General features: G+C 64.4%; 22 protein-coding genes. 12 read left to right on the plus strand and 10 right to left on the minus strand.

The genetic code is table 11. The features are described 5' to 3' along the window. Positions 1-29 precede the first annotated feature (29 nt). From ACIPK7_RS13635 to ACIPK7_RS13665, 7 genes are all read right to left on the minus strand, one after another. The gene (locus ACIPK7_RS13635; protein WP_045214142.1) at positions 30-857 is read right to left on the minus strand and encodes an ABC transporter permease; all 828 of its coding nucleotides are present in this window, start codon (positions 855-857) and stop codon (positions 30-32) included. A gap of 16 nt (positions 858-873) precedes the next feature. Then, positions 874-2,121, minus strand: coding sequence for an ABC transporter permease (locus ACIPK7_RS13640; RefSeq protein WP_401088275.1), 1,248 nt, complete (start codon positions 2,119-2,121; stop codon positions 874-876). 123 nt (positions 2,122-2,244) lie between these two features. After that, positions 2,245-3,294, minus strand: coding sequence for an ABC transporter substrate-binding protein (locus tag ACIPK7_RS13645; protein WP_081520783.1), 1,050 nt, complete (start codon positions 3,292-3,294; stop codon positions 2,245-2,247). A 68-nt stretch (positions 3,295-3,362) separates the two neighbouring features. Continuing rightward, on the minus strand, positions 3,363-4,472 hold the full coding sequence (locus ACIPK7_RS13650) for an ABC transporter ATP-binding protein (RefSeq protein WP_192435863.1): 1,110 nt from the start codon (positions 4,470-4,472) through the stop codon (positions 3,363-3,365). Positions 4,473-4,662: 190 nt separating this feature from the next. Next, the gene (locus tag ACIPK7_RS13655; RefSeq protein WP_192435864.1) at positions 4,663-5,700 is read right to left on the minus strand and encodes an ABC transporter substrate-binding protein; all 1,038 of its coding nucleotides are present in this window, start codon (positions 5,698-5,700) and stop codon (positions 4,663-4,665) included. Positions 5,701-5,864: 164 nt separating this feature from the next. Further along, positions 5,865-6,494, minus strand: coding sequence for a response regulator transcription factor (locus tag ACIPK7_RS13660; RefSeq protein WP_045212692.1), 630 nt, complete (start codon positions 6,492-6,494; stop codon positions 5,865-5,867). A gap of 51 nt (positions 6,495-6,545) precedes the next feature. Next, entirely contained in the window at positions 6,546-8,957 is a 2,412-nt protein-coding gene (locus tag ACIPK7_RS13665; protein WP_401088278.1) for a PAS domain S-box protein, read from the minus strand. Positions 8,958-9,124: 167 nt separating this feature from the next. On the opposite strand from ACIPK7_RS13665, the gene ACIPK7_RS13670 reads away from it, so the two are divergent. Next, entirely contained in the window at positions 9,125-10,174 is a 1,050-nt protein-coding gene (locus tag ACIPK7_RS13670) for an alpha/beta hydrolase family protein (protein WP_401088280.1), read from the plus strand. A 12-nt stretch (positions 10,175-10,186) separates the two neighbouring features. Here ACIPK7_RS13670 and ACIPK7_RS13675 read toward each other — a convergent pair whose 3' ends face one another. From ACIPK7_RS13675 to ACIPK7_RS13685, 3 genes are read right to left on the minus strand one after another with little or no spacing between them, the layout of a single operon-like run. Beyond that, positions 10,187-10,951 carry a DnaJ domain-containing protein gene (locus ACIPK7_RS13675; protein WP_401088581.1) on the minus strand — a complete coding sequence of 255 codons (765 nt, stop codon included), beginning with the start codon at positions 10,949-10,951 and terminating at the stop codon, positions 10,187-10,189. A gap of 1 nt (position 10,952) precedes the next feature. Beyond that, on the minus strand, positions 10,953-11,627 hold the full coding sequence (gene murU, locus ACIPK7_RS13680) for an N-acetylmuramate alpha-1-phosphate uridylyltransferase MurU (RefSeq protein ID WP_401088282.1): 675 nt from the start codon (positions 11,625-11,627) through the stop codon (positions 10,953-10,955). Beyond that, positions 11,624-12,646, minus strand: coding sequence for an aminoglycoside phosphotransferase family protein (locus ACIPK7_RS13685; protein ID WP_401088284.1), 1,023 nt, complete (start codon positions 12,644-12,646; stop codon positions 11,624-11,626). Before ACIPK7_RS13685 ends, murU begins: the two co-directional genes overlap by 4 nt. A 129-nt stretch (positions 12,647-12,775) precedes the next feature. On the opposite strand from ACIPK7_RS13685, the gene ACIPK7_RS13690 reads away from it, so the two are divergent. The 11 genes from ACIPK7_RS13690 (at position 12,776) to ACIPK7_RS13740 (ending at position 26,172) form a co-directional block, all read left to right on the plus strand. Further along, positions 12,776-15,544, plus strand: coding sequence for an LPS-assembly protein LptD (locus ACIPK7_RS13690; protein ID WP_401088286.1), 2,769 nt, complete (start codon positions 12,776-12,778; stop codon positions 15,542-15,544). Next, positions 15,525-16,817 carry a peptidylprolyl isomerase gene (locus tag ACIPK7_RS13695; protein WP_401088288.1) on the plus strand — a complete coding sequence of 431 codons (1,293 nt, stop codon included), beginning with the start codon at positions 15,525-15,527 and terminating at the stop codon, positions 16,815-16,817. The genes ACIPK7_RS13690 and ACIPK7_RS13695 overlap by 20 nt, the downstream gene beginning before the upstream one ends. Before the next feature lie 131 nt (positions 16,818-16,948). Next, positions 16,949-17,950, plus strand: coding sequence for a 4-hydroxythreonine-4-phosphate dehydrogenase PdxA (pdxA, locus tag ACIPK7_RS13700; protein WP_401088290.1), 1,002 nt, complete (start codon positions 16,949-16,951; stop codon positions 17,948-17,950). Positions 17,951-18,066: 116 nt separating this feature from the next. Next, positions 18,067-18,894 carry a 16S rRNA (adenine(1518)-N(6)/adenine(1519)-N(6))-dimethyltransferase RsmA gene (gene rsmA, locus ACIPK7_RS13705; protein WP_192435873.1) on the plus strand — a complete coding sequence of 276 codons (828 nt, stop codon included), beginning with the start codon at positions 18,067-18,069 and terminating at the stop codon, positions 18,892-18,894. Continuing rightward, positions 18,891-19,271, plus strand: coding sequence for a Co2+/Mg2+ efflux protein ApaG (apaG, locus tag ACIPK7_RS13710; protein WP_054908027.1), 381 nt, complete (start codon positions 18,891-18,893; stop codon positions 19,269-19,271). Before rsmA ends, apaG begins: the two co-directional genes overlap by 4 nt. Next, positions 19,271-20,095, plus strand: coding sequence for a symmetrical bis(5'-nucleosyl)-tetraphosphatase (locus ACIPK7_RS13715; protein WP_401088292.1), 825 nt, complete (start codon positions 19,271-19,273; stop codon positions 20,093-20,095). The genes apaG and ACIPK7_RS13715 overlap by 1 nt, the downstream gene beginning before the upstream one ends. Positions 20,096-20,137: 42 nt before the next feature. Beyond that, a complete protein-coding gene (gene glpE, locus ACIPK7_RS13720; RefSeq protein WP_045212715.1) occupies positions 20,138-20,467 on the plus strand; it encodes a thiosulfate sulfurtransferase GlpE in 330 nt (109 codons plus the stop codon). Between the two features lie 288 nt (positions 20,468-20,755). Continuing rightward, positions 20,756-22,678 (plus strand): PrkA family serine protein kinase, encoded by a 1,923-nt coding sequence (locus ACIPK7_RS13725; protein WP_045212719.1) that lies wholly within the window; start codon positions 20,756-20,758, stop codon positions 22,676-22,678. 104 nt (positions 22,679-22,782) lie between these two features. Then, the gene (locus ACIPK7_RS13730) at positions 22,783-24,054 is read left to right on the plus strand and encodes a YeaH/YhbH family protein (protein ID WP_192435875.1); all 1,272 of its coding nucleotides are present in this window, start codon (positions 22,783-22,785) and stop codon (positions 24,052-24,054) included. Then, complete coding sequence (locus tag ACIPK7_RS13735; RefSeq protein ID WP_401088295.1) at positions 24,051-25,604, plus strand: SpoVR family protein; 1,554 nt, start codon at positions 24,051-24,053, stop codon at positions 25,602-25,604. The genes ACIPK7_RS13730 and ACIPK7_RS13735 overlap by 4 nt, the downstream gene beginning before the upstream one ends. Positions 25,605-25,662: 58 nt before the next feature. Further along, positions 25,663-26,172 (plus strand): DUF4136 domain-containing protein, encoded by a 510-nt coding sequence (locus ACIPK7_RS13740; RefSeq protein WP_192435892.1) that lies wholly within the window; start codon positions 25,663-25,665, stop codon positions 26,170-26,172. Positions 26,173-26,201 lie beyond the last annotated feature (29 nt).

Here is a 26,201-nt window from a genome sequence, read left to right on the forward strand (position 1 = left end):
GGACGCAACCGTCCGCGAAACACTGTGAATCAGGAAGTCGGTGCGGTACGCAGTTTCTCGCTGCGGCCGCGCAGCCACTCAAGGGTGAGCAGGAGCACGACGGAGAAGCCGATCAGCAGGGTCGCCGCGGCGGCGATGGTCGGGCTGAGGTTCTCGCGGATGCCACTGAACATCTGGCGCGGCAGGGTGGCCTGCTCGGGGCCGGCGAGGAACAGGGTTACCACCACTTCATCGAAGGAGGTGGCGAAGGCGAACAGTGCGCCGGAGATCACCCCCGGAGCGATCAGCGGCAGGGTGACCTTGAAGAAGGTCAGCACCGGCGGCGCCCCCAGGCTGGCGGCGGCGCGCACCAGGTTGTAGTTGAAGCCCTGCAGGGTCGCCGACACGGTGATGATGACGAAGGGCACACCGAGCACCGCGTGGACGATGATCAGCGAGATGTAGCTGTTGCCCAGTCCCAGCGGCGCGAAGAACAGGTAGCTCGCCACACCGATGATCACCACCGGAACGACCATCGGCGAGATCACCAGGCTCATGACCAGCGCCTTGCCGCGGAACTCGCCGCGAGTCAGGCCGATCGACGCCAGGGTGCCGAAGACCATCGCCAGCACGGTGGCCGCAGGGGCGACGATGATGCTGTTGGTCAGCGCACGCATCCATTCGGCGGAGTTGAAGAAGTCGGCGTACCACCGCAGGGAGAAGCCCTGCAGCGGGTAGACCAGGAAGGTGCCGGAGTTGAACGACAGCGGCACGATGACCAGTACCGGCAGCACCAGGAACAGCAGGATCAGGCCGCAGAGGATGCGCAGGGTGTAGAACCACACGCGCTCGACCGGGGACATGTACGGGCTCAGCATCTTCTTGTTCTCCTCATCAGCCCAGGCGCAGGCGGCTCGCGCCCACCAGCCAGCCATAGATCACGTAGAGCACCAGGGTGGCGAACAGCAGCAGGCCGCCCAGGGCCGTGGCCATGCCCCAGTTGATGGTGGTGTTGGTGTAGAAGGCGACGAAGTAGCTGACCATCTGGTCGTTCGGGCTGCCCAGCAGAGCCGGGGTGATGTAGTAGCCGATCGACAGGATGAACACCAGCAGGCAACCGGCGCCGACACCGGCCACGGTCTGCGGGAAGTAGACCTTCCAGAAGCTGGCGAACGGGTGGCAGCCCAGCGAGATCGCGGCGCGCATGTAGCTGGGGGAGATGCCCTTCATCACGCTGTAGATCGGCAGGATCATGAACGGCAGCATGATGTGCACCATGGAGATGTACACGCCGGTGCGGTTGAACACCAGCTGCAGCGGCTGATCGATCAGGCCCATCTTCAGCAGCGCGCCGTTGATCAGGCCGCCCGACTGCAACAGCACGATCCACGCGGCGACGCGCACCAGGATCGAGGTCCAGAACGGCAGCAGCACCATGATCATCAGCAGGTTGGACTTGCGCGTCGGCAGGATTGCCAGCAGGTAGGCCAGCGGGTAGGCCAGCGCCAGGCAGATCAGGGTGATCACCGCGCCCATCCAGAAGGTGCGGGCGAAGATGTCCAGGTAGATCGACTGGTCCGGCGTGGCACGGGCGATTTCGCCCAGGTCGTCGATGCGGTGATCGAGCGCCGCCAGCAGGTAATAGGGGGTGACGGAGCTGGCGTTGCGGCGGATCGCCTGCCAGTAGGCCGGGTCGCCCCAGCGCTCGTCGAGTGCTTCCATCGCGTCCTTGTAAGACGCCGGCTGCTCCTTGAACGGCAGCGCGCGGGCGGTCTTGGACAGCAAGCTGCGGTAGCCGGCCAGTTCCATGTTCAGGCGCTTGGACAGGTCACCGATGGTCTGGTTCTTGCGCGCGGCGACCAGGTCGTCGCTCAGCGCCTTGTACACCGCGTCCGAAGGCAGCGACTTGCCGTCCCACTCGGAAATGGCGTTGACGGTCAGCGGCAGCGCACCGACGACCTCGGGGTTGTTCACGCTCTTGTAGAGCAGTGCCGCGATGGGCACGAGGAAGGTCAGCAGGAGAAAGACCAGCAGGGGCAGGACCAGCGCCTGCGACTTCAGGCGATTCATCCGCTCCGCACGCGCCAGGCGCTGCTTGAGGGTGGGGCCGGCGACCTCGTTCATCGACACAGCGGTGGCCATAGCGAACTCCGGTAAAACGGGCCGCCCGGGAGCGGCCAAGGTGTGGTGTCAGGAGGAGCCGCCGCGAGGGGGCGGCGGTTCCGGTCCGCCACGGTCCGGGCGACCGTGGCGGTAAGGGCTGGCTTACTTGGCGGCCCAGGCGTTGAAGCGCTGCTCCAGCTGCTCGCCGTAGTCAGCCCAGAAGGTCACGTCCATGCCCACCTGGCCCTGCATGTTTTCCGGGGTGGTCGGCATGTCTTTCAGCAGCTCCTTGCTCAGCAGCGGTACGGCGTTTTTGTTGACCGGGCCGTAGGCGATGTTCTCGGAGTAGGTCTTCTGCTGCTCGGGCTGAACCGAGAAGGCGATGAACTTCAGGCTCTCGTCGACCTTCTTGGCGCCCTTCGGGATGGCCCAGGCGTCGAAGTCGTAGATGCCGCCGTTCCAGACGATCTTCAGGTTGCTCTCTTTCTGTACCGCAGCGATGCGGCCGTTGTAGGCGGAGCTCATGACCACGTCACCGGAAGCGAGGTACTGCGGCGGCTGCGCGCCGGCTTCCCACCACTGGATGTTCGGCTTGATCTGATCGAGCTTCTTGAAGGCGCGGTCCTGGCCTTCCTTGGTGGCCAGCACCTTGTAGACGTCCTTGGGCGCGACGCCGTCGGCCATCAGGGCGAATTCCAGGGTGTACTTGGCGCCCTTGCGCAGGCCGCGCTTGCCCGGGAACTTGCTGGTGTCCCAGAAATCGGCCCAGCTGGTCGGTGCGGTCTTGAGCTTGTCGGCGTTGTAAGCCAACACGGTGGACCAGACGAAGAAGCCCACGCCGCAGTTGCTCACGGCGCCCGGTACATAGTCTTCGGCCTTGCCGAGGATCGCCGGGTCGATGGTTTCGAACAGGCCTTCGTCACAGCCGCGGGCCAGTTCCGGCGACTCCACTTCCACCAGGTCCCAGGAGACGCTGTTGGTGTCGACCATGGCCTTCACCTTGGCCATCTCGCCGTTGTACTCGCCGGCGACTATCTTGTTGCCAGTACTCTTTTCGTAGGGGCCGTAGAACGCCTTCACCTGCGCGTTCTTGTTGGCGCCGCCGAAGGACACCACGGTCAGGTCGGTAGCGGCCATGGACTGGGCCGCGAAGGCCACGCCCAGGGTCAGCGCTGCGAGTTTGAGCCCCGATGCTTTCAAGGACTTCGACATTATTGTTGTCTCCACAGTGTGCAGGTTTGTTTTTCTTGGATGCGTCCGGGAGTGGCCGGGCCGCGCTGTTACGCCGCGGACAGTGGGTCGAGCGCGCGGACGTGCTCGACTTCCCAGCCCAGCGGAACCACGTCGCCAACACTGAGCGCAGGATCGAGCTCGGCGATCGGCTGTTTGACGAAGAAATCGGTACGGCCGCAGACCTCCAGGCGAATGCGCACGTGGTCACCCAGGTAGATGAACTCGGCGACGCGGCCGGAGAAGCGGTTCGCGCAGTTTTCACTGTGGCCGTTCAGGCGCACACGCTCGGGGCGGATCGACAGGCTGACGGTGTCGCCGACGTTACCGACGTTGACTGCCAATGCCTCGACCTTCTCGCCACGCGCCAGACCCACGGTGCAGCGGTCGCCATCGCGGGCCTGAAGCTGGCCGGCGATGCGGTTGTTCTCGCCGATGAAGTTGGCGACGAAGGAGTTGCGCGGGTGTTCGTAGAGCTCCGCCGGCGGGGCGATCTGCTGGATCTCGCCCTGGTGGAACACGGCCACGCGGTCGGACATGGTCAGCGCCTCACCCTGGTCGTGGGTCACGTAGACCACGGTCACGCCCAGGCGCTGGTGGATGTGCTTGATCTCCATCTGCATGTGCTCGCGCAGCTGCTTGTCGAGCGCACCCAGGGGTTCGTCCATCAGCACCAGTTGCGGCTCGAAGACCAGCGCACGGGCCAGGGCCACGCGCTGTTGCTGACCACCGGACAGCTGGCCGGGATAGCGACCGGCGAAGGTGTCGAGCTGGACCATGGACAGCGCACGCTTCACGCGCTCGCTCACATCGGTCTTGCTCATGCCGCGCACAGAGAGCGGGAAGGCCAGGTTCTCGGCCACCGTCATATGCGGGAACAGCGCATAGTTCTGGAACACCATGCCGATGTCGCGCTTGTGCGGGGGGACGTTGTTGATGGCGCGGCCGGCGAGCTGGATTTCACCGGCGGTAGGAGTTTCGAAACCGGCCAGCATCATCAGGCTGGTGGTCTTGCCGGAACCGGAAGGCCCCAGCAGTGTCAGGAATTCGCCTTTGCGAATATCCAGATTGAGGTCCTTCACGATGAGGGATTCGCCGTCGTAGCTCTTCTGCACGCCACGGAAACTCACCAGCACATCGTTTGCCTGATTCTCGGCCATCACCGCACCTTTGTTTTTTTGTAAATGCCGTTGATCTCAAGACTAGAGAAGCAGAACCGGCGCGCAAATCGGGCGGTATGAGAGATTGCTATAAGGCTTAGAGAGGATGCTTTGTAGGGATCGCCCTACAAAAATTTGGGAATTTGCATGTCGGACCCGCAGCGCGTACGGCGGGTCCAGACTCCTGCCGTCAGCGCTTTGCCCAAGCCTGGAAACGCTGCTCCAGTGCATCCCCGTGCTCGGCCCAGAACGCCACGTTCATGCCCACGGCATTGGCGATGTTCTGCGGCGCGGTGGGCAGGTTGGCGGCGACGTCCGGCGCCAGCAGTTCAACGGCCTTGCGGTTGGTCGGGCCGTAGGAAATGTTTTCGGCGAAGGCCTTCTGCTGCTGCGGCTGGCCGGCGAAGTTGACGAACTGCTCGGCCAGTTCCTTCTTGAACACACCCGAGGGCAGCGCCCAGAAGTCGAAGTCGTAGATGCCGCCGGCCCAGACCATGCGGAAGCCCTTCTGCTCGGCCTGCGCGGCGGCGATCCGGCCGTTGTAGGCGGAACTCATCACCACGGTGCCGTTGGCGAGGTCGCGCACCGGGTCCTGGCCGGACTTCCACCAGTTGATGCTCGGTTTAAGTTCATCGAGCTTGCGGAAGGCACGGTCGACGCCGTCATTGGTGGCAAGCACCTTGTAGACGTCCTTGGGCGCGACACCGTCGGCCATCAGGGCGAACTCCAGGCTGTACTTGGCGCCCCAGCGCAGGCCGCGCTTGCCGGGGAATTTCTTCGTGTCCCAGAAATCCGCCCAGCTGCCGGGCGTGCCCTGCAGCTTGCTCTGGTTGTAGGCAAGCAGCGTAGTCCAAACGAAGATGCCGACGCCGCACGGCTGCACCGCGCCGGGAACGAAGTCGGCGGTGTTGCCCAGGGTCTTGGGGTCGAGCTTCATGAACAGCCCTTCCTCGCAGCCGCGTGCGAGCTCGGGGGCTTCGACTTCCACCACGTCCCAGGACACATGGCTGATCTCCACCATGCGCTTGAGCTTGGCCAGGTCGCCGTTGTAGGAACCGTGTACGACGGCGTTGCCGGTCACTTCCTTGAACGGTTTGTAGAAGGCTGCCTCCTGGGCTTCCTTGTTGGCGCCACCGAAGGAAATCACGGTGACGTAGTCCGCCAGCGCCGGCATCGCAGCGCTCCCCAGCAGGCCGAACAGCAGCCCTCCCCTTACCGCTCGCAACATCTTCTTCTCCTTGTTATCACGACGTACTGCATGAAGCCGGCAATCATTCCCTGCCTCACGCCCGCTAGATAGACGGTGTGTTACAGAAATCGGACACGTCGCACAGAGTGGAGGGAAAATTCAGCGAGCGGTCTGCCGTAGGTCAAGCCGGCGTCGCAGATGGTTCAGACGAGCTTGTGCTCCATTGCGTAGCGCACCAGATCGGCCACCGAGTTGGCGTTGAGTTTCTGCATCAACCGCGCCTTGTGGGTGCTGATGGTCTTGCTGCTGACCGCCAGTTGCTGGGCGATCTCGTTGACACCCTCGCCGTGCACAAGGCGCTCGAACACCGAGAACTCGCGTTCCGACAGCAACGCATGGGGCGGGCGCGAGTCGGTGAGGCCGACTTCGAAGACCATGCGGTCGGCGAGATCGGGGTCGATGTAGCGGCCGCCGCTGGCGACCTTGCGGATCGCCGTGAGCAGCAACGCAGGGTCGCTGTCCTTGGTGGCGTAGCCGGCGGCGCCGACCTTCAGCGCACGGGCGACCATCTGAACCTCGTCGTGCATCGACAGCATGAGGATCGCCGGCGGATTGTTCAGTGCGCGGATGCGTGGAATGGCTTCCAGCCCGTTGACGCCGGGCATGGAGATGTCCAGCAGGACCACTTCGCAGGGCGTCTGGCGCAGGGTTTCGAGCAACTGCTCGCCATTGGTCGCCTCGCCTACCACCTGCAGGTCCTTGGCCATGCCGATCAGTTGCTTGATGCCCTCGCGCACGATCGTATGGTCTTCCGCCACCAGCACTCGAATCACCGCCTTTCCTCCCGCTCCACGCTTGTCATTGTCGTTATGTTTGCCGTCCGGCTATGCGCTCCGGGAACGCAATGGCACGCGGATCAACAGCGTAGTGCCCTCGCCGGGCTGACTGTCGATCTGCAGGGTGCCGCCGAACATCAGCACCCGTTCGCGCATGCCCACCAGGCCAAAGGAAACGCCCTGGCGCGTGGCGTTCGGGTCAAAGCCCACACCGTCATCGGCGATACGCAGGCACAGCTCGCGCCCTTCGACGCTCAGTTGCAATTCCACAGTATGCGCCTGGGCATGGCGCATGACATTGGTCAGCGCCTCCTGGAGGATGCGGAACAACCCGATGGCCTTGGCGTCGGACAGCTCCGGCGGGTTCTCCGGCACCTGAACCAGGCAGGGAATCTGCGTGCGCGATTCGAAGCGGCGTGCCTGCCACTCCACCGCCGAGCCGATACCGGCATCGAGGATCGGCGGGCGCAGCGCGGTGGCGACGTCGCGCACCAGCTGAAACAGTTGGGCGATCAGGCGCTTCATGTTGTCCAGGCGCTCGCGAAGGCCAGTGTCCAGCTCGGCATAGGCCAGCTCGCACATGGAGGTTTCCAGCTTGAGCACGGTGAGCACCTGGCCCAGTTCATCGTGCACTTCGCGGGCGATGCGCGCCTTCTCCTCCTCCCGCACGCTCTCCAGATGCGCCGACAGCTCGCGCAGCTGTGCGCGGGAATCCTGCAGCTCCAGCTCGATCTGCTTGTGCTCGGTGATGTCCCAGACCACGCCATCCCAGGCCGGGCGACCGTCGTCCAGGGTGCGCACGGTGGCCTTGATGTCGACCCAGCGCGGCTCGTGGCTGCGGGTGAGGATGCGGCCTTGCCACAGCCAGTTGCGGTGGCCTTCCACCGCCTCCAACTGGCTGGCCAGATAGCTTTCGCGCTCGGACGGATGCACCAGGCCCATGATGCCCAGGCCGCTCTCGCGCAGGTAACCGGGCGAGTAGCCCAGGGAGGTTTCACTGCCGCCAGTGATGAAGCTGATGTAGGCGAAGTCGGAGTCATCGTCCGGCGCGTTGGGCTCCAGGCGGAACACCAGCCCCGGCACGTTGGCGGCGATGCCCTGCAGGCGCGCCTCGCTTTCCTCCAGCGCGGCGCGGGCGCGACGGCGTTCGGTGACGTCGTTGAGGAACACCAGCAGATATTCCGAATCGCCGAAACGCAGGAAGCTCAGCGAAACGTCCGCCGGCAGCCACTGGCCGTCGGCCCGTAAGCAGCGGGTCTCGAAACTCAGCGGCGCTTCGTCGGCATTGCGTGCGCGGCGCCAAAGGTTGAGCCAGCGATCCATGTTCAGCGTCGGCTCGAAGTCGGACAGCGGCCGGTCCACCACTGCGCCCGGCAAGTAGCCAAGCATCTCCTCGGCCGCGCGGTTGGCGTAGCGCACATGACTGTCCCAGTTGACCCAGAGGATGCCCACGGTGCTGCTGTCGATGGCGAACTGGGTCAAACGCAGCGCCTGCTCCGCCGACTGGCGCAGTTCAATATCGCGACGGGCGGCGAGCAATCGCGACTCCAGGGCGTGGTGCTGGCGCCGCAGCCAGATCAGCGCGGCAATCGCAAATAGAAGCAGCAGGCCGAGTAGAATGCAGAGGTTCTGCCAGAAGCCAGGGGACGAGCCCAGGCGCGGGTAGGTCGGTTGCAGCCAGCGCTCGTGAAGCTGATCGAGGTCTTTGGCCGGCACCGCGCGCAGGGCCGCATCGATGATCCCGGCCAGCTCCGGCAGTCCGCGCCGGGTCGCCACACGCAACAACTGCGGATAGCCGATGTCGGCCACCACCAGCAGACCGGTGAATTCGGTTTCGCGGGTCAGGCGCGCCAGTTGCGCCTCGTCGATCACCGCATAGTTGGCTTCTCGGCCGAGTACCTTGCGCAGCACTTCGCGGTCGCTGTCAACGACCTGCAGGGTCAGCCCCGAGTAGGTGCCGCGCAGGTAGTCCACCACCGGGCCGGGGCCGCGCACGGAGACGGACTCGCCTTCGCCGAGGGTATCCAGCTCCACCGAAGTGCCGCTACGGCGATCGCCCACAACGAGGCGAGGCACACGCAGGTAGGGATCGGAGAACAGCCAGTCGCGCAGCGTCGAAGGTGTCTGGCTGACGCCGGGCGCCAGGTCGATCTCGCCAGCGCGCACGGCTTTCTCCAGCGCGGCCTGATCAGGATAGGTGCGCCATTCCAGGCTGACGTGCAAGGCCTTGGCCAGCCACTCCAGCAGTTCGACGTTAGCCCCGGAGAGCTGCTGCAGGCGGCGATCCTGCTGCACATAAGGAGCTTCGAGCACGGCGCCGACGCGCAGCTGCGGGTGCTCGGCGAGCCACGCGAGTTGCGCCTGATCCAGGGTCAACGGCGGCGCCGCGGTTTCCGCCACAGCCAGCAATGGCAGGCAGCACAGCCAGGCCAGGCAGGCTTTCCAGAACAGACGTCTCATGCCGACAGCACCATGGATTTCACTCGGGTCAAAGCAAATGGCCGGCATACCTTACAGCAACCCCGGTTGAACCCGGCACGCCTGCGCCTGACAAAGCTAGTACAAGCCGCTAGGCTGGCCGATCTCGCGCCCGCCGCTTGCTGCCCCGCCAGACAGGGATATCTTCGATGCCGCATTTGCCTCGCCCGACGTTTCTCGCCCTCAGCCTGTACCTCGGCCTTGCGCCGCTGGGCGCCAGTTGGGCCGAAGACGCCAAGCCCGCTGCCGAAAAGCCGGCCGCTGCGCCGGTAGTGCGCCCCGCCGTGAGCGAGCGCAGCCAGGACGAAGCCAGCGGCCTGGTACGCCAGTTGCCCGAAAGCGAACGCCAGGAACTCAAGGCCGGCGACGAAACCTTCCTGGCCCTCTGGTTGCCGGCCAATGCTGCCGATGCCTCGGGCGCAGTGATCCTGATTCCCGGAGATGGCGAAAGCGCCGACTGGCCGGTGGCGATCGGCCCGCTGCGGCGCAAATTGCCCGATGCCGGTTGGCAAACCCTGGCCGTCACCCTGCCCGATCCGCAAAGCACCGCGCCGATCCCACGGCCGAAGGAATCGCCGGACAAAGCCAGCGCCGACACCGATGCCACGGCCACCGACAGCACCAGCAAACCCGAAGTGAAGGGCAGCGAAGGCAGCGCGACACCGACCCCGGAAAGCACCGGCGAAGCCGGCAGCGCCGAGCCGGCCCAGGCCAGCGCCGAAGCCCCGCCGCCGCCCACCGACCCGGTGGAGCTGCGCAAGGCCCACGCAGAGCGGGTACTGGCGCGTATCCAAGCCGCCGTCGAACTGGCACAGCAGCACAACCCGAAAACCATTGTCCTGCTCGGCCACGGCACCGGCGCCTACTGGGCGACCCGCTACCTGGGCGAACGCACGCCCGCCGAAATCAAGAACCTGCTGCTGGTGGCGCCGGAGATGCCGCGCGACTTCAAGCCGTCGCTGGACGAGACCGTGCCGCTGCTGAACCTCGCCACCGGCGACTTCTATTACAAGGACAAGGCGACTGACGTGACGGCCGCCAAGCTGCGCCTGCAGGCAAGCAAGCGGCAGAAGGCGCCGAACTACGTGCAGATCGGCATGAACGCCCTGCCTGCCGACCTGGGTACCGAGCAGGAACAGCTCTACCGGCGCATCCGCGGCTGGCTGTCGATGCACCTTGAACCGATCGAGCAGCCCTGAGGGCCGCCCGACTCAGCGAAAACCGCGACGCTGTCGCACCAGCAGGTAGGCGTCCTGGATCTCGCGAGTCCGGTTGGTCGCCGCAGCGATCCGCTCGGGGCTTGCGCCCATGCCTTCGAGCTTGTCCGGGTGGTTCTGACTGATCAGCTTGCGGTAGGCACGCTTGATCTCCTCCGGCGCGCTCTCCAGCGTCACGCCCAACAATCGCAGCGCTGCGGTGTAGGACTCGCGCGGCGTGGCCGGAGGCTTCGGCGGCTCGGCGCCCGCCGACAGCGCCAGCACCCTGGAACGGGAAAGCCCCAGCGAGTCCCCCCACTGCAGCAGCAGGTTCTTCTGCGCAGCGTTCGGCGCTCCACCTGCCCAGGCCATGCGCCAGCAGGCCTGGATCAACCCCTCGGCCGTGGCCTCCTGGCCGTGACGCTGGCGCAGACCGGTGTCCAGCAACTCGCCGCCGAGCTTGCCGCGACCAAAGGCATCGATGGCTTGGCGACGAGCCTTGTCATCCAGTTGCAGACGCTGCATTTCAGCCCGCGCCTGCTGGATATGCGCATCGATCACACGCCCGCGGCTCTTGGCCAGCCGGCCAAGCAGCAGGAAGAGCAACTCCTGGTCGCCAACCCGCGGCCCACCGCGCAACTGATCGAACAGCCCCGTCCAGGTGCGTTGCTTCAGGCGCCGGTCGAGGACCTGGCCCAGCAAAGCGCCGAGCATGGCGCCCGGAATGCTCGCCAATGCCCAGCCGGCGATGACGCCTACCAAGGTGCCCGGCCAGAACACCTCAGCCCTCCGCCAACTGGCGTTCGACTTCCGCCAGGCGCTCATGGGTGCCGACGTCGATCCAACGCCCGTGATGATGGACGCCGCTCACACGGTTGGCTTCCATGGCTTGGCGCAGCAGCGGCGCCAGCTTGAAGGCGCCGGGCTCGGAGCCCTCGAACAGTTCGGGACGGAGGATGGCGATGCCGCTGTAGGTCAGGCTCGGCTGGCCTTCGCGGTAATCGCTGACGCGGCCTCCGCTCAGGCAGAAGTCGCCACGCGTGTGGTGACCGGGGTTGTCCACCAGCACCAGGTGCACCAGATCGTCCTCGGCCAGCGCGCCTTGCAGGCTGGCGTAATCGAAGTCGGTCCAGATGTCGCCGTTAGCGATGACGAAGGCATCGTCCCCCAGCAGCGGCAGCGCCTTGAAGATGCCGCCGCCGGTTTCCAGCGGTTCGCCCTCAGGCGAGTAGCGGATGTTCACGCCGAATGCTGAACCGTCACCCAGGTGATCCTCGATCTGCTGGCCGAGCCAGGCGTGATTGATCACCAATTGATCGAATCCAGCCCGGCGCAGCGCCTGCAGCTGGTACTCGATCAGCGGCACGCCGCCGGCACGCACCAGCGGCTTGGGCGTGTGCAGGGTCAGCGGACGCAGGCGTTCGCCCTTGCCCGCGGCGAGGATCATGGCCTTCATGCGGGATGCGTCTCGTCTTTGGGCAGATCGGCCAGCAGGGCAGCGAGATCGGCCAGCTCCGGCCGGCGCGCGATGACGCTCTCCAGATAGCGGAAGAACCGCGGCACGTCGCCCAGGTAGCGCGGCTTGCCGTCACGGTGGCAGATGCGGGCGAAGATGCCGATCACCTTCAGGTGGCGCTGGGCACCCATCAGGTCGCTGGCGCGCAAGAAGCTCTCGAAGCTGTCCGGCAGCGGGATGCCGGCGGCCTGGGCCTTGCGCCAGTAGCGCGACAGCCCGTCATGCACGCGCGGCTCGGGCCAACTAAGGAAGGCATCCTTATATAGGCAGGTCACGTCGTAGGTCACCGGACCATGGACCGCGTCCTGGAAATCCAGGATGCCGGGGTTGGGCTCGCTGAGCATCAGGTTGCGCGGCATGTAGTCGCGGTGCACGAACACGCGCGGCTGCTCCAGGGCACTCTGCACCAGCAGGTCGCAGGTGCGCTCCCAGCGGGCTAGCTGCTCGTCCTCCAGGGTAACGCCGAGGTGGCGCTGCAGGTACCACTCGGGGAACAGCTGCAGCTCGCGGCGCAGCAGGGCCTCATCGTAGGCCGGCAGACGCTCGGCGACATTGACCTGCTGGAAGGCCACCAGGGCGTCGAGGGCGTCCTCGAACAGCTCCTCGGCGTTCTGCGCAGTCAGCACATCCAGGTAAGTCTGGCGGCCCAGGTCATCAAGCAGCAGGAAGCCCTGCTCGACTTCTTCGGCCAGAATCTTCGGGACGTGAACACCGGCCTCGGCCAGCAGACCGGCGACCTTGATAAAGGGCCGGACGTTCTCCTGGGGCGGCGGTGCGTCCATCACGATCAGGCTGCGACCCTCGCCCTGCCAGCGGAAGTACCGGCGGAAACTGGCGTCGCTGCTGGCCGCGGTGAGGCTCCCCTCGGGCACCGGCCCCCAGCCCTGCGCGTTGAACACTGCGGACAAACTCAAGTCCAACCAGCCGATCATCTGCTGGTAACGGGCATCCTGTGACATTTCTATGGGTTCTCCACGGCGCTAGCCGTTGCGCGGGTCATGCTTTATTATCCAGCATCTTTTTGAGCCCATCGAGAGGCGTGCGGTCCGCTTTGGGCCGATGGCTCGCAGGAAGCCCGGATTAACAAGATGGCAGTGAATTTCCCCGTGTTCCGTAGAAAATTCCCCTTACTGGTGACCGGTGGCCTGCTGGCTATGCAGCCGCTCGCCTCTGTGACCGCGGCACCCGGCGAGCAGTTCGCCTGCCAGCCCTCCGCGTCCGGCGCCTGGGACTGTTCCTCGCAGAACAGCGCCAGCAGCGTACCGCGCCCACAGCACGGCGCGAGCTCGGTAAGCGCCGGCGGCACCGCCGCCGCCAGCAGCTCGAAGTCCTCGGGCAGCTCGAGCAGCGCCGGCGAAGAGCCGAAACAACTGGTCACCGAGTCCGGCGGCCGCGGTCTGAAATCGCGAAGCAGCGACTACAGCCACCTCGACTGGATCCCACGCGACAAGCTCACCGCCGCCCAGCAGGCGGAAATGGGCCCGTATTGCGGCGGCGAGTATGTCGAACCGATCCGTCCAGGCATGAACGACAAGACGCCGAACGACGAGGCCCCGACCTACGTTTCGGCGAAAGTGTCGCGCTACGAGCAGGAAAAGCAGATCGCCACCCTCGCGGGTAACGTGGTCCTGCGCCAGGGCAGCATGCAAGTGGAGGCCGACGAGGCCAACCTGCACCAGGCCGAGAACCGCGGCGAGCTGGTCGGTAACGTCAAGCTGCGCGACAACGGCGCCCTGATCGTCGGCGACCACGCCGAACTGCAACTGGACAACGGCGCGGCGAAGATCGACAACGCCGAGTACGTCATGCACCAGGCGCAGATCCGCGGCAGCGCGCTGTACGCCAAGCGCCAGGAAGACGCGATCATCCAGCTCAAGGACGGCACCTACACCCGCTGCGAACCCAGCAGCAACGCCTGGGTCCTCAAGGGCAACAACATCAAGCTGAACCCGGCCACCGGCTTCGGCACCGCGACCAACGCGACCCTGCGGGTGAAGGACATTCCAGTCTTCTACACCCCGTACATCTATTTCCCGATCGACAACCGTCGTCAGTCCGGCTTCCTGGCGCCGTCCTTCGCGAGCTCGACCGACACCGGCTTCACGCTGACCACGCCATACTACTTCAACCTGGCGCCCAACTACGACGCCACGTTGTACCCGCACTACATGGTCAAGCGCGGCCTGCTGATGGAAGGTGAGTTCCGCTACCTGACCCACAGCAGCGAGGGGCAGGTCACCGCTGCCTACCTGAACGACAAAAACGACGACCGCAAGGACTTCCCGCAGTACACTGACACCCGTTGGCTGTACGGCTGGAAAAACGTCAGCGGGCTCGACTCGCGTGTCCTGGCGCAGGTGGACTACACCCGCATCAGCGACCCGTACTACTTCCAGGACCTGGATACCTCGCTGGGTATCGGTTCGCCGACCTACGTCAACCAGCAGGGCATCCTGACCTATCGTGGCGACAGCTATACCGCCAAACTGAACGCACAGTCCTACCAGCTGGCGACCGTGACTGACGTCACCCCGTACGATCGCCTGCCGCAGCTCACACTGGATGGCAAGCTGCCATTCAACCCGGGCGGATTGAACTTCACCTACAGCACCGAGGCCGTGCGCTTCGATCGCGATCTGGATGACGGCTTCTACCGTCTCAACGAAAGCGATCCGACGCTCTATGCACGCCCAGATACCTACCTGCGTGGCCTGGCTCGCGCTACCGGCGATCGTTTCCACGCTGAACCGGGCATCAGCTTGCCGATGAATCGCAGCTGGGGCTTCCTGACGCCAACTGTCAAGGCCATGTACACCAAGTACGACCTCGACCTGGACAGCCAGGGCAAGGCCACTCTGCCGAGCTACATCAACTACGACAGCAGCCCGGATCGCTCGCTGGGCCTGGCCAAGCTGGACAGCGGCCTGTACTTCGACCGCGACACCACCTTCGCTGGCACCAAGTTCCGCCAGACCCTGGAACCGCGCGCGATGTACTTGTACGTGCCGTACAAGGACCAGGACAACCTGCCGACCTTCGATACCGGCGAATTCACCTTCAGCTATGACTCGCTGTGGCGTGAAAACCGCTTCACCGGACGCGACCGCATCGGCGATGCCAACCAGCTATCCCTCGGCGTGGGCTCTCGCTTCATCGAGGACGACGGCTTCGAGCGCGCCTACATCGCCGCCGGCCAGATCTACTACTTCAGCGACCGCCGCGTACAGCTGCCAGGCTTGACCGAAGACGACCTGCGCGCCAGCGGAGCGAAGAATCCGGACGCCGATACCTGGCGCTCGCCCTACGCGCTCACCGGCATCTACCGCTTCGACCATGACTGGTACGCCAGCTCCGACTTCAACTGGAACCCGAACACGCACCACACCGACAACGGCAACCTGATGTTCCACTATCAGCCCGAAGCCGATCCTCGCAAGGTGCTGAACGCCGGCTACCGCTACCGTGCGGACAGCAAGCGTTTCAACCCGAGCACGGGACAGTTCGAATACGGCAGCGACGAGTACAAGATCGAACAGCATGACCTCTCGTTCATCTGGCCGGTCCTGCCACAGTGGGCCGCCATCGGCCGCTGGCAGTTCGACTACAACCAGAGCCGTACGCTGGAAGCCTTCGGTGGCTTCGAGTACGACAGCTGCTGCTGGAAGCTGCGCCTGATCAATCGCTACTGGGTCGACTACGACGACGAGCAATTCGTGACCTCGACGTCCAAGGCCGACCGCGGTGTATTCCTTCAAATCATCTTGAAAGGCCTTGGCGGCGTGGTTGGCAACCAGGTGGAAGGCTTCCTCGACCAAGGTATCCAGGGTTATCGTCAACGTGAAGACAATGCTATGTAAGGCCCTGCGCCCGCTGATGCTGGGCGCGCTGTTGGCAAGTTCCGTCGTGCACGCCGAAGTGGTTCCGCTGGACCGTGTGGTCGCCATCGTCGACAACGACGTGGTGATGCAGAGCCAGCTGGACCAGCGCCTGCGCGAAGTCCGTGCAACCATTCAGAAGCGCGGTGCGCCGCTGCCCCCCGAGCACGTGCTGACCCAGCAGGTGCTCGAGCGTCTGATCATCGAGAACATCCAGCTGCAGATCGGCGACCGCTCCGGCGTTCGCATCACCGACGAAGAGCTGAACCAGGCCATGGGCACCATTGCCCAGCGCAACAACATGAGCCTGGATCAGTTCCGCGCCGCCCTCTCGCACGATGGTCTGTCCTACGACGAGGCTCGCGAGCAGGTGCGCCGCGAGATGATCATCAGCCGTGTGCGCCAGCGTCGTGTGGCCGAGCGCATCCAGGTCAGCGAGCAGGAAGTGCAGAACTTCCTGGCTTCCGACCTCGGCAAGATCCAGCTCTCCGAAGAGTACCGCCTGGCCAACATCCTGATCCCGGTACCCGACAGCGCCTCGCCGGAAACCGTTCAGGCGGCGGCTCGTCAAGCTCAGGAAATGTACCAGCAGCTCAAGCAGGGTGCCGACTTCGGCCAACTGGCGGTTTCCCGCTCGGCCGGCGACAACGCCTTGGAAGGCGGCGAGATCGGCTGGCGCAAGGCTGCCCAACTGCCCTCCCCGTTCGACAGCATGGTCGGCAGCCTGGCCGTGGGCGACGTGACCGAGCCGGTTCGAACTCCGGGCGGCTTCATCATCATCAAGCTGGAAGAAAAGCGTGGTGGCAGCAAGATGCTGCGTGACGAAGTCCACGTCCGCCACATCCTGCTCAAGCCCAGCGAGATCCGCAGCGAAGAAGAGACCCAGCGTCTGGCCGAGAAGCTCTACGAGCGCATCCAGGCTGGCGAGAGCTTCGCCGATCTGGCGAAGAAGTTCTCCGAAGACCCGGGCTCCAAACTCAACGGCGGCGATCTCAACTGGGTCGACCCTGAATCCCTGGTACCGGAATTCCGCGAGGTGATGAACAACGCACCGCAAGGCCAGGTCACCAAGCCGTTCCGCTCCCCGTTCGGCTGGCACGTGCTGGAAGTCCTTGGCCGTCGCGCCACCGACAGCAGCGACAAGTTCCGCGAGCAACAAGCCGCCCAGACCCTCCGCGCACGCAAGTACGACGAGGAACTGCAGGCCTGGCTGCGCCAGATCCGCGACGAAGCCTACGTCGAGATCAAGCAGTAAGCAGCGCGAGTCGCTCAATAAAGAAACCCGGCCCTGGCCGGGTTTCTTTTTGCCAGTCGAACGCTTCGAAGAACCAGGGCTTCGTCGTAGAGTAGGTCTATCCGTTGCAATTCCCGATTCGAGAGCCCCTGATGAGCACTTCCCACCTGTTCGCCCTCACGCCCGGCGAGCCCGCCGGCATCGGCCCCGACCTCTGCCTGCTATTGGCCCGCGAAGCGCAACCGCACCCCCTGGTCGCCGTCGCCAGCTGTGAACTGCTGACCCAGCGCGCCGCCCTGCTGGGGCTGAACATCACCCTGCAGGAAGTCGGCCCTGGCCAGTGGCCAGGCGCCGCCGCCCCGGCCGGCACTCTGTATGTCTGGGATACACCACTGGCCGCCCCGGTTGAACCCGGCAAGCTGAACCAGGCCAACGCCGCCTACGTTCTGGAGACCCTGACCCGCGCCGGCCAGGGTTGCCTGGACGGTCATTTCGCCGGGATGATCACCGCGCCGGTGCACAAGGGCGTGATCAACGAAGCCGGCATCGCCTTTTCCGGTCACACCGAATTCCTCGCCGACCTCACCCACACCGCCCAGGTGGTGATGATGCTTGCCACCCGCGGCCTGCGCGTCGCGCTGGTGACCACCCACCTGCCGCTGCGGCAGATCGCCGACGCCATCACCGCAGATCGCCTGGAACGCGTGACCCGCATCCTGCATGCCGACCTGCGCGACAAGTTCGGCCTGGCCAACCCGCGCATCCTGGTCTGCGGCCTGAATCCCCATGCGGGCGAAGGCGGCCACCTCGGCCATGAAGAGATCGACGTGATCGAACCGACCCTGGAACGCCTGCGCACCGAGGGCATGCAGCTGGTCGGCCCGCTGCCGGCCGACACGCTGTTCACCCCCAAGCACCTGGAGCATTGCGATGCCGTGCTGGCGATGTACCACGACCAGGGCCTGCCGGTGCTCAAGTACAAGGGCTTCGGCGCGGCGGTGAACGTGACGCTGGGCCTGCCGATCATCCGCACCTCGGTGGACCACGGCACCGCGCTGGATCTGGCCGGTACCGGCCGGATCGACAGCGGCAGCCTGCAGGTCGCCCTGGAAACGGCCTACCAGATGGCCGAAGCCGGCGCTGGCGCGCGCTGATCCCAGGCACTCCGTTCGGCCAGCGTTTCGTGCTGGCCGCGCCGGGCTGGTAAACTGACGGTTTTTCCGCCTCCAGCCGGCCGTCGCAAGCGCCCGGCTGCTCTCCGGAGCCTTCGATGTCCGAACTCTTCCAGCACCGCGCCCGTAAACGCTTTGGGCAGAATTTCCTGCATGACGCCGGGGTGATTCACAAGATCCTGCGCGCCATCGCCGCCAAGGAAGGCCAGCACCTGCTGGAAATCGGCCCGGGCCAGGGCGCCCTGACCGAAGGCCTGGTGGACAGCGGCGCGAAGCTCGACGTGATCGAACTCGACCTGGACCTGATCCCGCAACTGAAATGGCGCTTCGGACTGAAGCCCAACTTCAGCCTGCACCAGGGCGACGCCATGAAGTTCGACTTTTCCAGCCTGATTGCGTCCCCCGAGGACAAGCTGCGCGTAGTCGGCAACCTGCCCTACAACATCTCCACCCCGCTGATCTTCCACCTCCTGGACCACGCCTCGCTGATCCAGGACATGCACTTCATGCTGCAGAAGGAAGTCGTGGAGCGCTTGGCCGCCGAGCCGGGCAACGGCGACTGGGGCCGCCTGTCGATCATGGTGCAGTACTTCTGCCGCGTGGATTACCTGTTCACCGTCGGCCCCGGCGCGTTCAACCCGCCGCCCAAGGTCGAGTCGGCCATTGTCCGCCTGGTGCCTTACGCCGAACCGCCGCATCCGGCCAAGGATCACCGTGTGCTGGAGCGCATCGTCCGCGAAGCCTTCAACCAGCGCCGCAAGACCCTGCGCAACACCTTGCGTACGCTGATGAGCGTTGAGGACATCGAAGCCGCCGGCGTCGACCCGACCCTGCGCCCCGAGCAGTTGAGCGTCGCCGACTTCGTCAGCCTGGCTAACCGTTACAGCGAAACCAACCCGGAAGCCGAGCAAGGACCGACCGCATGAGCGACCCCCGCTACCAGGTCAGCGTCAGCGTCACCACCCGCCACCTGCCCGAGCAATCCCAGCCGGAGCAGCAGCGCTACGTGTTCGCCTACACCGTGACCATCCACAACCACGGCGAGCTGGCCGCCAAGCTGCTGACCCGCCACTGGATCATCACCGACGGCGACGGCCACGTGCAGGAAGTGCGCGGCGCCGGCGTGGTCGGTGAGAAGCCGCTGATCGAGCCGGGCGCCAGCCACACCTATACCAGCGGCACTGTGATGGCGACCAAGGTCGGCAGCATGCATGGCAGCTACCAGATGGTCGCCACCGACGGGCACCACTTCGACGCCGAGATCCCCGCGTTCCGCCTCGCCGTACCGGGGGCGCTGCACTGATGGCCATCTACGCCGTCGGCGATCTGCAGGGCTGCCTGGAACCGCTCAAGTGCCTGCTGGAGCAGGTGAAATTCGACCCGGCCCAGGACAAGCTGTGGCTGGTCGGCGACCTGGTTAACCGCGGCCCTGCCTCGCTGGAAACCCTGCGCTTCCTTTATGGCATGCGCGATTCGCTGGTCTGCGTGCTCGGCAACCATGACCTGCACCTGATCGCCGTCGCTTACAACGCCGAACGCCTGAAGAAGAACGACACCTTGCGCGAGATCGTTGAAGCGCCGGACTGCGCACAGCTGATCGAATGGCTGAGGCAGATGCCACTGGTCCACCACGACGCCCAGCGCGACATCACCCTGGTGCACGCGGGCATCCCGCCGCAGTGGGACATCGACAAGGCCCTGCAACGCGCCGCCGAGGTCGAGAAGGCCTTGCGCGATGACACGCAGTTGCCGATGTTCCTCGATGGCATGTACGGAAACGAGCCGGCCAAGTGGGACAAGAAGCTCACCGGCATCGCGCGCCTGCGGGTGATCACCAACTACTTCACGCGTATGCGTTTCTGCACGCCCGACGGCAAACTCGACCTGAAATCCAAGGAAGGCCTGGACACCGCGCCTCCCGGCTACGCCCCCTGGTTCAGCTATGCCGAGCGCAAGGCCGCCGGGCGCAAGATCATCTTCGGCCACTGGGCCGCGCTGGAAGGCCAGTGCGACGTCCCGGGCCTGTTCGCCCTCGACACTGGCTGTGTATGGGGCGGCAGCATGACGCTGATGAACGTCGATACCCTCGAGCGCATCCACTGCAGCTGCGCCGATAAACCAGAATGATTGCAGCGCAGCCACAGGCTGCGCGCCTTGAGAGGTAACCCCATGAGCGACTTCAAACGCATCGCCCCCGACCAGGCCCAGCAACTGCGCGAGAGCGGTGCGCAGGTCGTCGACATCCGCGACCCGCAGAGCTACGCGACAGGCCATATCAGCGGCTCGCGGCACATCGACAACTACTCGGTGGCCGACTTCATCCGCGAGGCGGACATGGACGCGCCGCTGGTCGTGGTCTGCTACCACGGCAACTCCAGCCAGAGCGCGGCGGCTTATTTCGTCCAGCAGGGCTTCTCCGAGGTCTACAGCCTCGATGGTGGCTTCGAACTGTGGCGCAGCGTCTATCCCGCGGATACCAGCGCCGGCGGCTCTGACTGAAAGCCCCTACGAAAGGGGCGGATTAGCCCCTTCAAAAAATCTGTAACTTCTCGCTCTTTCGTCCTTTACACACTGAAGAACGAACTATCCTTTCCCTCAGGCCATCCAAAAAAGGGAGAGCCGGCACACCGGCTTCCGGTTAATCGGCAGTGACCATTGGGGGCGGATCAGGGCAGTGGCCAGGTTCCGTTGGAGTTCTGGGGGATTCTCGCCGGCAGCGCTGGCAGCCCGACCGCACCCGCACAGACCGATCCGGCGCCGGCTCCATGCATCGAGCGAGGAGACGTCATGAGCATTTTCAGTCACTTCCAGGAACGCTTCGAAGCGACCCGTCAAGAAGAGTATTCCCTCCAGGAGTACCTGGATCTCTGCAAGCAGGACAAGATCGCCTATGCCACCGCCGCCGAGCGGATACTGATGGCCATTGGCGAGCCCGAACTACTCGACACATCCGTCGATTCCCGCCTGTCACGGATTTTTTCCAACAAGGTGATCCGCCGCTACCCGGCCTTTGCCGACTTCCATGGCATGGAAGAGTGCATCGACCAGATCGTCTCCTTCTTCCGCCACGCCGCCCAGGGCCTGGAAGAGAAGAAGCAGATCCTTTACCTCCTGGGCCCGGTCGGCGGCGGTAAATCCTCCCTCGCCGAAAAGCTCAAGCAACTGATGGAGCACGTGCCCTTCTACGCGATCAAGGGCTCACCGGTGTTCGAGTCGCCCCTGGGGCTGTTCAACCCCGACGAAGACGGCGCCATCCTCGAGGAAGACTACGGCATCCCGCGCCGCTACCTGCGCTCGGTGATGTCGCCCTGGGCCACCAAGCGCCTCAACGAATTCGGCGGCGACATCAGCCAGTTCCGCGTGGTCAAGCTGCACCCTTCGATCCTCAACCAGATCGCCATCGCCAAGACTGAGCCGGGTGACGAGAACAACCAGGACATCTCCGCACTCGTCGGCAAGGTGGATATCCGCAAGCTGGAAGAATTCCCGCAGAACGACGCCGACGCCTACAGCTACTCGGGCGCTCTGTGCCGGGCCAACCAGGGCCTGATGGAATTCGTCGAGATGTTCAAGGCGCCGATCAAGGTCCTGCACCCGTTGCTCACCGCGACCCAGGAAGGCAACTACAACAGCACCGAAGGCCTCGGTTCTCTGCCCTACAGCGGCATCATCCTCGCCCACTCCAACGAATCGGAATGGCACAGCTTCCGCAACAACAAGAACAACGAGGCCTTCATCGACCGGATCTACATCGTCAAGGTGCCGTACTGCCTGCGCGTCTCCGACGAGATCAAGATCTACGACAAGCTGCTGATCAACAGCTCCCTGGCGCACGCCCACTGCGCGCCGGACACCCTGAAGATGCTCTCGCAGTTCTCTGTGCTATCGCGCCTGAAGGAGCCGGAAAACTCCAATATCTACTCGAAGATGCGGGTCTACGACGGCGAAAACCTCAAGGACACCGATCCCAAGGCCAAGTCGATCCAGGAATACCGCGACACCGCCGGCGTGGACGAAGGCATGTCCGGGCTTTCCACCCGCTTCGCCTTCAAGATCCTTTCCAAGGTGTTCAACTTCGACCCGCATGAAGTGGCCGCCAACCCGGTACACCTGCTCTATGTGCTGGAACAGCAGATCGAGCAGGAGCAGTTCCCGCCGGAAACCCGCGAGCGCTACCTGCGCTTCCTGAAGGAATACCTGGCGCCGCGCTACGTCGAGTTCATCGGCAAGGAAATCCAGACCGCGTACCTGGAGTCCTACAGCGAGTACGGCCAGAACATCTTCGACCGCTACGTGCTGTACGCCGACTTCTGGATCCAGGACCAGGAATACCGCGACCCGGAGACCGGAGAGATCCTCAACCGTGCCGCCCTCAACGAAGAACTGGAGAAGATCGAGAAACCCGCTGGCATCAGCAACCCGAAGGACTTCCGCAACGAAATCGTCAACTTCGTGCTGCGCGCCCGCGCCGGCAACAACGGCAAGAACCCCAGCTGGCTGTCGTACGAGAAGCTGCGCGTGGTGATCGAGAAGAAAATGTTCTCCAACACCGAGGACCTGCTGCCGGTCATCAGCTTCAACGCCAAGGCGAGCAAGGAGGATCAGCAGAAGCACAACGACTTCGTCAAACGCATGGTCGAGCGCGGCTACACCGAGAAGCAGGTGCGCCTGCTGTCGGAATGGTATCTGCGGGTTCGCAAGTCGCAGTAGTCTGCCATCGGCGCGGCGGCATTCCCGCCGCGCCGGTCGCCGTCGCATTCGGACCTGTCCGTGGCGGCTCCACGCCGCTGCGCAGCAGGCCCTGAGGAGCATTCATGAGCTACGTCATCGACCGGCGTCTGAACGGCAAGAACAAGAGCACGGTGAACCGCCAGCGCTTCCTGCGGCGTTACCGTGAGCACATCAAGAAGGCCGTCGAAGAGGCCGTCAGCCGCCGCTCCATCACCGACATGGAACACGGCGAGCAGATCAGTATTCCTGGCCGCGATATCGACGAGCCGGTCCTGCACCATGGTCGTGGCGGGCGCCAAACAGTTATCCACCCCGGCAACAAGGAATTCACCACCGGCGAACACATCCCGCGCCCCCAGGGTGGCGGCGGTGGCCGTGGCGCCGGCAAGGCGAGCAACCAGGGCGACGGGATGGACGACTTCGTCTTCCAGATCACCCAGGAGGAATTCCTCGACTTCATGTTCGAGGACCTGGAGCTGCCCAACCTGGTCAAGCGCCACCTCACCGGCAGCGACACCTTCAAGACCGTGCGCGCCGGCATCAGCAACGAGGGCAACCCCTCGCGTATCAACATCGTGCGCACCCTGCGTTCGGCCCACGCGCGGCGCATCGCCTTGTCCGGCTCCACCCGCAGCAAGCTGCGCGCGGCGATAGCGGAGCTGGACCGCCTGAAGCGCGAGGAACCGGACAACCTCGGTGACATCCAGGAGCTGGAACAGAAGATCGCCGGCATGCGCGCGCGCATCGACAAGGTGCCATTCCTCGACACCTTCGACCTCAAGTACAACCTGCTGGTAAAGCAGCCCAACCCGACCTCCAAGGCCGTGATGTTCTGCCTCATGGACGTCTCCGGCTCCATGACACAGGCCACCAAGGACATCGCCAAGCGCTTCTTCATCCTTCTCTACCTGTTCCTCAAGCGGAACTACGAGAAGATCGAGGTGGTATTCATCCGCCACCACACCAGCGCCCGCGAGGTGGACGAGGAAGAGTTCTTCTATTCCCGCGAAACCGGTGGGACCATCGTCTCCAGCGCCCTGAAGCTGATGCAGGAGGTGATGGCCGAGCGTTATCCCACCAATGAATGGAACATCTATGCCGCCCAGGCCTCGGACGGCGACAACTGGAACGACGACTCGCCGGTCTGCCGCGACATCCTGATGAAGCAGATCATGCCCTTCGTCCAGTACTACACCTACGTCGAGATCACCCCGCGCGAGCACCAGGCGCTGTGGTTCGAGTACGAGAAGATCCGCGATACCTTCGAAGACAGCTTCGCCCAGCAGCAGATCGTCTCCGCCTCGGACATCTACCCAGTGTTCCGCGAGCTGTTCCAGAGGAGGCTAGTCGCATGAGCAAGCGCCAGCCGATCGCCACCGGCTCGGAGTGGACCTTCGAGTTGATCCAGCAATACGACCGCGAGATCAGCCGCCTCGCCGAGCGCTACGCGCTGGACACCTACCCCAACCAGATCGAGGTGATCACCGCCGAGCAGATGATGGATGCCTATGCCTCCGTCGGCATGCCCATCGGTTACAACCACTGGTCCTACGGCAAGCACTTCCTCAGCACGGAAAAGAACTACAAGCGCGGTCAGATGGGCCTGGCCTACGAGATCGTGATCAACTCCGACCCGTGCATCGCCTACCTGATGGAAGAGAACACCCAGTGCATGCAAGCGCTGGTGATCGCCCACGCCTGCTACGGGCACAACAGCTTCTTCAAGGGCAACTACCTGTTCCGCACCTGGACCGATGCCACCTCGATCATCGACTACCTGGTGTTCGCCAAGTCCTACATCAACAAGTGCGAGGAACGTTACGGCATCGACGCCGTGGAAGACCTGCTGGACTCCTGCCACGCGCTGATGAACTACGGCGTGGACCGCTACAAGCGGCCCTATCCGATCTCCGCCGAGGAAGAGAAGCAGCGCCAGAAGGAGCGCGAGGAGCAGATTCAGCGCCAGGTCAACGACCTCTGGCGGACCATTCCCAAGGCCGGCGGCAAAGACAAGGAACAAGGCCTGGCCCGCTACCCCAGCGAGCCACAGGAAAACATCCTCTACTTCATCGAGAAGAACGCCCCGCTGCTCGAACCCTGGCAGCGTGAAGTGGTGCGCATCGTGCGCAAAGTGGCGCAGTACTTCTACCCGCAGCGCCAGACCCAGGTGATGAACGAAGGCTGGGCGACCTTCTGGCACTACACCCTGATCAACGACCTCTACGACGAAGGCCTGGTCAGCGACGGCTTCATGATGGAATTCCTCCAGTACCACACCAGCGTGGTCTACCAGCCCGGCTTCGACAGCCCCTACTACAGCGGCATCAACCCCTATGCGCTGGGCTTCGCCATGTACCGAGACATCCGCCGCATCTGCGAGAACCCCACGGACGAGGACAAGCGCTGGTTCCCTGATATCGCCGGCAGCGACTGGCTGGCCACCATCAAGTTCGCCATGAAGAGCTTCAAGGACGAGAGCTTCGTCCTGCAGTTCCTCTCGCCCAAGGTGATCCGCGAGTTCAAGCTGTTCAGCATCCTCGACGACGACCAGAAGGACGACATGCTGGTCGACGCCATCCACGACGACGACGGCTACCGCAAGATCCGCGAAACCCTGGCCGCGCAGTACAACCTCGGCAACCGCGAGCCGAACATCCAGATCTGGGACGTCGACCGCCGCGGCGACCGCTCGCTGACCCTGCGCCACCAGCAGCACGACCGCAAACCGCTGGGCGAATCCACCGACGACGTGCTCAAGCACCTGCACCGCCTGTGGGGCTTCGACATCCACCTGGAGACCCTGCAGGGCGAGAACATCGTCAACACCTTCCACATGCCCCCAAAGGGTGAACGCGACAGCGAGGAGGGCTACCCGCGTCTCGACCTGATCATCCCACCCATTTGATCGGTTGACCGGGGCAGCAGGCGTGACAAGCATGGCGGCAACCCCGCTGGAGACCGCCATGCGCCTGTTCGCCATTCTCCTGCTCTGCCTTGCTGTCGCGACCTGCAGCAACCCCGTCCCGCATGCCCAGATCGCGCATCCCGCCGATGCGCGCCTGGCAGGGCTGCGCGGTTTCCAGCTGATGCCACCGGAAAATGCCGTCGACGCCCTGCCCTACCGCAGCCGTTATCCCCTGATCAACGCCCAGGTGCGCCAGGGCCTGATCGAGCGCGGCTACCACGAAAGCGCGGCGCCGCAGCTACGCGTCTACTACTGGCTGGCGCTGCAGGACGCGCCGCTGGAGTTCAAGGTCGACGTGCCGCCGCCCGACCCGCTCGGTCCTTATCTCGCCATCCACCGCCTGCGCGATGAAACCGGCACCCTACGCCTGCGCCTGACCGATGCGCAGGAGCAGACGCTCTGGGAAGGCACCGTCAGTACCGGCCTGAGCCCCGCGCACTCCAGCGCCGCCCTGCTGCAGGACGCCATCGGCGCCCTCATCCAACAAATCCCCAGCGCAGCGCCGTAGCCACAAACCCCGTAGGAGCGAGCTTGCTC

The organism is Pseudomonas sp. NPDC086581, from assembly GCF_044746165.1.
Classification (GTDB): Bacteria; Pseudomonadota; Gammaproteobacteria; order Pseudomonadales; family Pseudomonadaceae; genus Pseudomonas.

Excerpts from the sequence above, each read along its gene's own strand:
- ACIPK7_RS13635 (WP_045214142.1), bottom strand. The coding sequence starts at position 857 with ATGCTGAGCCCGTACATGTCCCCGGTCGAGCGCGTGTGGTTCTACACC.
- ACIPK7_RS13640 (WP_401088275.1), bottom strand. The coding sequence starts at position 2,121 with ATGGCCACCGCTGTGTCGATGAACGAGGTCGCCGGCCCCACCCTCAAG.
- ACIPK7_RS13645 (WP_081520783.1), bottom strand. The coding sequence starts at position 3,294 with ATGTCGAAGTCCTTGAAAGCATCGGGGCTCAAACTCGCAGCGCTGACC.
- ACIPK7_RS13650 (WP_192435863.1), bottom strand. The coding sequence starts at position 4,472 with ATGGCCGAGAATCAGGCAAACGATGTGCTGGTGAGTTTCCGTGGCGTG.
- ACIPK7_RS13655 (WP_192435864.1), bottom strand. The coding sequence starts at position 5,700 with ATGTTGCGAGCGGTAAGGGGAGGGCTGCTGTTCGGCCTGCTGGGGAGC.
- ACIPK7_RS13665 (WP_401088278.1), bottom strand. The coding sequence starts at position 8,957 with ATGAGACGTCTGTTCTGGAAAGCCTGCCTGGCCTGGCTGTGCTGCCTG.
- ACIPK7_RS13670 (WP_401088280.1), top strand. The coding sequence starts at position 9,125 with ATGCCGCATTTGCCTCGCCCGACGTTTCTCGCCCTCAGCCTGTACCTC.
- murU (WP_401088282.1), bottom strand. The coding sequence starts at position 11,627 with ATGAAGGCCATGATCCTCGCCGCGGGCAAGGGCGAACGCCTGCGTCCG.
- ACIPK7_RS13685 (WP_401088284.1), bottom strand. The coding sequence starts at position 12,646 with ATGTCACAGGATGCCCGTTACCAGCAGATGATCGGCTGGTTGGACTTG.
- ACIPK7_RS13690 (WP_401088286.1), top strand. The coding sequence starts at position 12,776 with ATGGCAGTGAATTTCCCCGTGTTCCGTAGAAAATTCCCCTTACTGGTG.
- pdxA (WP_401088290.1), top strand. The coding sequence starts at position 16,949 with ATGAGCACTTCCCACCTGTTCGCCCTCACGCCCGGCGAGCCCGCCGGC.
- rsmA (WP_192435873.1), top strand. The coding sequence starts at position 18,067 with ATGTCCGAACTCTTCCAGCACCGCGCCCGTAAACGCTTTGGGCAGAAT.
- apaG (WP_054908027.1), top strand. The coding sequence starts at position 18,891 with ATGAGCGACCCCCGCTACCAGGTCAGCGTCAGCGTCACCACCCGCCAC.
- ACIPK7_RS13715 (WP_401088292.1), top strand. The coding sequence starts at position 19,271 with ATGGCCATCTACGCCGTCGGCGATCTGCAGGGCTGCCTGGAACCGCTC.
- glpE (WP_045212715.1), top strand. The coding sequence starts at position 20,138 with ATGAGCGACTTCAAACGCATCGCCCCCGACCAGGCCCAGCAACTGCGC.
- ACIPK7_RS13725 (WP_045212719.1), top strand. The coding sequence starts at position 20,756 with ATGAGCATTTTCAGTCACTTCCAGGAACGCTTCGAAGCGACCCGTCAA.
- ACIPK7_RS13730 (WP_192435875.1), top strand. The coding sequence starts at position 22,783 with ATGAGCTACGTCATCGACCGGCGTCTGAACGGCAAGAACAAGAGCACG.
- ACIPK7_RS13735 (WP_401088295.1), top strand. The coding sequence starts at position 24,051 with ATGAGCAAGCGCCAGCCGATCGCCACCGGCTCGGAGTGGACCTTCGAG.
- ACIPK7_RS13740 (WP_192435892.1), top strand. The coding sequence starts at position 25,663 with ATGCGCCTGTTCGCCATTCTCCTGCTCTGCCTTGCTGTCGCGACCTGC.